1 protein-coding gene is annotated in these 5667 nt (G+C 59.5%); it reads left to right on the top strand.

Going from position 1 to position 5667, the window contains the following annotated elements; genetic code table 11:
- Positions 1-22: 22 nt before the first annotated feature.
- On the top strand, positions 23-5305 hold the full coding sequence (locus HX830_RS31790; RefSeq protein WP_177104797.1) for a hypothetical protein: 5283 nt from the start codon (positions 23-25) through the stop codon (positions 5303-5305).
- The last annotated feature ends 362 nt before the right edge of the window (positions 5306-5667 follow it).

Genomic DNA, 5667 nt, shown 5'->3' with positions numbered 1-5667 from the left:
GACACGCCCCGGCGGACGCGACATGGACCCCGGTACTCCCGGCCATTCCGAACTGCATATGGTGATTCCCGAAGATATCCTCCTGGAGGGCGTCGATGCCGATACCCCCTTCGTTCCGATCGAAATCAAATCCCCCGTTGCCGGGATGCCGGCCTATCCCAATATCGAAGAAGGCGACCGCATTTTCCTGTACTGGGGGAGCGAGAAAATCGAGCACGTCGTGACTGACGAGGAAGCCAACGACCCCGACAACCACGTGATTGTCATCACCGTCGACAAGGCGGTGATCGACAAGGAAGGCGACTCCGAGGCCGACGGCATTCCCGTGGCTTTCTATGTCCTGGATGTGGTCAATAACCGCTCCGAGGACTGGAGCGCCACGACTTATATCGACGTTGACACCGGCAGCCCACGGCTCGGCGCACCGCTTATCAAGGAGGCGGACAACAACAAACTGGACATCGATGACTTGCCCGACCCCGACACAGTGACCGCGCAAGTCATTGCCGTCGGCAGCGGTTTTGCCGTGGGGGACGAGATCGAGATGCGCCTCAGAGGCGTGACCAATGATGGCGAGGCGGTGGATAAAACCTATCCCCTGGTACAGATCGACAGTATTAACAAGGTGATCGATATACCACTGCCCAGCATCGATGTCCGTCTCCTGGTCAACACCCGGGCGGCATTCTCCTACCGTTTGATCAAGTCGGACGGCTCCGACGACCGGCTCTCCAAAAGCCAGTTCATCGAGGTCATCGGCGAGGCCACGCAACTGGCCGCGCCCATCGCCAAGGACGCTATCGCCGGCACCCTTGATCCAGCGTTGCCCAGCACCCTGATCGAGATTCCCTGGGATGAAAGCATGACCAAAGGGCAAGTCATCGACCTGAAGTGGCTCGGCACGCGAGGCCCCCAGATTTACTTGCCAACCCTTCCCCCTCGCCTGATCAGCGATGGCGAAGAGAGGGACAAAGAGTCGCTCTACATCTCGGTCGACGGGGAGCATCTGCGCGCCATCGATGGCGGCACATTGGAGCTCTTCTATCTGCTGCTGCGCGATACGGAGGCTCGCGAAGTCGTCAGTCGCCAGTCCCTGCATGCCGACCTGCTGAACATCGGCGAGCCCGTCGCCGAGCTGCCTCCTCCGGTGGTCGAACGCGAACAGGGCGGCGTTCTCGACCCCGCGGATGTACCCAACGGTACCCGGCTGATTGTCCGGCAATATACCGATCAGATTCGCGGTGATGAGGTGCACTATGTCTGGAACGGCTCGCGAACCGGGATAAAAATCGACTCTGCCCCGGTCACTGAAATCAACGAGAATTCGGACATCCCCTTCTCCATCCATTTTGATCTGGTCAAGAATAACGAGGGGGGCACCGTGAAGGCCTCCTATTGGGTGACCCGTGTGACGGGAAGGATCAGTCCCTCGGAGGTCCTGCCGATGTATATCGGCACGCCCATGGACCTGGCCGCCCCCAGCGTCAAACAGGCCACCGGAGTATCGCCCAACCAGCAACTCAATCCGGTGGCGGCCAAGGATGACCTGACCGTGGTCATTCCGAATTACGGCATCCAACCCGGTGATCAGGTCCGAGTGACCTGGGCCGGCGCACCTGGCGGTGGTTCGTACACCACCCCGCTGCTAGCGCTGCCGAGCAGCCGAGAGATCCCTCTTCCGGTTTCGGTCCTCGCCTACAACCTGGACCGGTCGGTGACGGTCACTTACACCGTAACCCCTAGCGGCGGCAGCGAATCCGAGCCGTCCCGTGCATTGACGCTGAACGTGCAGGCGATACCCGACATCAGTCTGCCCATGCCGCTGATTCCCCAGGCCGCGCAAGGCGGCATTGGCAGTGAACTGGATCTGTCGACCTTTATCGGCGATGCGCGGGTCACCGTGGCACCGTGGCCGCTGATCGCCGCCGGTCAGCGCGTCTGGCTGCGCGTCGAGGGGACGGCGATTGACAACTCGCGCTATACCATCACCCTCTACACGGCTTCCATAATCGGTGCCCCGCAAATGACGGACGGATTGTCCGAGGAGCTGTTGCGTAGCGAACTGGAGAAGTTGCGTGATGGTTCGCCACTGAATGTCGTGCTGCAAGTGACCTTTGATCGTAGCTCGACCCAGGCCAACGCGGTCGATTTTCCGCTGCGCACCTATACCCTCAAGACTGTTGCACTGGTGGCACCAACCCTGACCGATATCACCGACTCCAAGGGCACTGTGGTCGGCGGGACCACTGTCGAAACCAGCGTCACCGTCACTGGCACCGGCAGCAGCGGTCGACAGATTCAGCTCATGAACGTAACGGGCCCCATTGGCAATCCGGTCGGGATTCCTGACAACAGCACGAACTGGAGCGCTATCCTCACAAACTTGGCTCCCATGGTCTACAACATCAGGGCACAAGCGCTGTACGGCACAGGCCTACCCGACTCGGCGATGAAAGCCTTTATCGTCACCGCCGTGGTCACCCCGACCATTGTCGATATCGTCGACTCCAAGGGCTCGGTGGTCGGTGGGACCACTACCGAGACCAGCGTCACTGTCATCGGCACGGGCAGCAGCGGTCAACAGATCCAATTGATGGACGGAGACAACGCCATTGGCGGTCCGATCGACATTCCTTTCGGCACCACCGCCTGGACCGCGCCCCTCACGGGACTGACCACCAAGGCCTACAACATCAAGGCAAGAGCGCTGTACGGCACTGGCGTGCCCGATTCGGCGGCCAAAGGCTTCAACGTGCAGGCCTCTGCAACACCGACCATCACAGCGGTCAGCGAAAGCGCCACCCCTGCCATCCCCAACGGCGGTGTCACCGCTGCCACCTCGGTGGTCCTGACTGGCCGCGCCAGCCCTGGATTCAGTATTGACCTCTTCGACAACGACACCCCACCACCCAAGGGCACCTTCGTCGCCACCGGTGGCACCTGGACCACCACCACGCCCATCGCCGTGGCACCCGGTCCCCACAGCTTCACCGCCAAGGCCAAATATGGCAGCGAACCGGTGTCAGAGGCCTGGACGTTTACCGTCATTACCCTGACCGATCAGAACAAACCTTATATCCAGCAAGCCGAGAACAATGGCACCGGCGCGACCCTCGACCTGGGCACCTTCGCGGGCGATGCCACCGTCAAGGTGAGCCCATGGCCTGGTATCGCGGCGGGGCAAAGAGTCTGGCTGCGCTGCCTGGGTAAAAAGGCCAATGGCAGTGATCACATCATCACCCTGTACACGGCGTCGGAAGTGATTCCGACGGAAGTACCCAACGGACTTTCAAAAAACATCCCACGCGCGCAGTTGGAAGAGCTGGGAGACAGCACCCCGTTAACGGTGCAACTCAAGATCAAATTCAACGGTTCCAGCTCGGAGGATGCCGCCACCGCCTTCCCGCTGCGCGCCTATACCGTCAGGGCCATCGAACTGATCACTCCGACCCTCGACAGCGTCAAAGACGCCGGCGAAGTTGAAATTCCGGACGGCACCACGACAGTCAGCCTCACATTGAAGCTCACGGGTACAGCAAGCAAGGGGCAAAAAGTCGAGATTTACGAGGGGACTGGAAACGGTGCGGCTCTCAAGGGCGACGCGACAGCCAATGCAAACACGGGTATCTGGACAAAAGACATAACCGTCGATATCGGTTCACGCCGTCTGTATGCCAAGGCGTCCTATCCTGTCAGTCCGGTGTTCTCAAACGTGCGCCTTTTAACCGTGGTCGAGGTGGTTGTCCCGACCCTTACCGATATCCGCGACTCCCAGGGCTCTGTTGTCGACGGGACCACTGTCGAGACCAGTGTCACCGTCACCGGCACGGGCAGCAAGGGTCAACAGATCCAGTTGCTGGACGGTCCAGCCAATATTGGCAACCCGTTCAGGGTTCCTACCAACAGCACGAACTGGTCCACTCCCCTCACAGGGCTGACCGTCAAGGCCTACAGCATCAAGGCCAGAGCGCTGTACGGCGCTGGCGTGCCCGATTCGGCGGCCAAAGGCTTCAACGTGCAGGCCTCTGCAACACCGACCATCACAGCGGTCAGCGAAAGCGCCACCCCTGCCATCCCCAACGGCGGTGTCACCGCCGCCACCTCGGTGGTTCTGACTGGCCGCGCCAGCCCTGGATTCAGTATTGACCTCTTCGACAACGACACCCCACCACCCAAGGGCACCTTCGTCGCCACCGGTGGCACCTGGACCACCACCACGCCCATCGCCGTGGCACCCGGTCCCCACAGCTTCACCGCCAAGGCCAAATATGGCAGCGAACCGGTGTCAGGGGCCTGGACGTTTACCGTCATTACCCTGACCGATCAGAACAAACCTTATATCCAGCAAGCCGAAAACAATGGCACCGGCGCGACCCTCGACCTGAGCACCTTCGCGGGCGATGCCACCGTCAAGGTGAGCCCATGGCCTGGTATCGCGGCGGGGCAAAGAGTCTGGCTGCGCTGCCTGGGTAAAAAGGCCAATGGCAGTGATCACATCATCACCCTGTACACTGCGTCGGAAGTGATTCCGACGGAAGTACCCAACGGACTTTCAAAAAACATCCCACGCGCACAGTTGGAAGAACTGGGAGACAACACCCCGTTGACGGTGGAACTCAAGATCAAATTCAACGGTTCCACCTCGGGGGATGCCGCCACCGTCTTTCCGCTGCGCACCTATACCGTCAAGACTGTTGTATTGCTGGCACCGAGCATCACCACGGTCCGGGATCCCACCAATAATGCTGTAATCCCCAACGGTAGTGATACTTACGCGACCACCTTCATCCTGTATGGCACGGCCCAGAAGAACGAGCATCTCCAAGTCTTCGACCATACCACCTATATAACCGACGTCGACGTCGACGGCGACGGCAACTGGAATCGACTGGTGGGTCCACTCACTCCGGAGGACCACCTACTCACCGCCAAGGCGATGTATGGCAATAACCCAGAGTCCAATGCTTGGCGTATTAAGATACTGCCTCTCATCCGTCCCGTTATCACCGGTTTCACCAACGGTCGCGCGGTTGCGAACGGCGGTAGCACCCCATGGCCATTTCAAGGTCCCCCGACGTTCATAACCGGCCGGCGCGGTAACGTAGCTATCAGCGGCACAGCCTATTTACGCAGTAACGGCGGCGAATGGGCGGCGTGGCAATATCAGAATGACGAAGGAGACTCAACCAACTTCAAGCTCACCAAAGGAGGCGTCCAGAGCTTCAATCGAGGCCACTTCGAGATCAAGGTTGTGACAATCCTCGGCCAGGACGGTGAGAATATATGGTCATTTGACGTGTATTGAAAATTCTGGCCCGCCCTAGCGCCAACGGACGGGAAAAGGTGACCGATTTATTTGGGTCATAAAGGGGGGAGCTTTGCTCCCCCCTTTCATTTTTCGTCAGCCTGGTTTTGACCTGACTGCTTCATTGCACCTCTTCAGCAGTCAAACCCGCAGCCGCCACCCCAGCACATCCATCAGGTCGCAGCCATCGTGCGACGAAATCCGCGCCATAGCGCCGATGACATCTTCCACCTGTCGGATAACCTGCCCGACCTGTCATTTCTGACAGTAGACGCCGTATTTCATCTGCCGGTTAATAACTTCTGGGTTGTAGGTCTCGCCGCCTCTTCGGCGAAACATGCTACGCAGGAATGCTTTCATGA

This window comes from Pseudomonas gingeri, from assembly GCF_013385425.1.
Classification (GTDB): domain Bacteria; phylum Pseudomonadota; class Gammaproteobacteria; order Pseudomonadales; family Pseudomonadaceae; genus Aquipseudomonas; species Aquipseudomonas gingeri_D.
The sequence above is the reverse complement of the archived record's forward strand: the minus strand, read 5'-3'. Positions and strand labels throughout refer to the sequence as shown.

What these genes read in the sequence shown, in the direction of transcription:
- HX830_RS31790 (WP_177104797.1), top strand. Translation starts at nt 23, where the DNA reads ATGGACCCCGGTACTCCCGGCCATTCCGAACTGCATATGGTGATTCCC.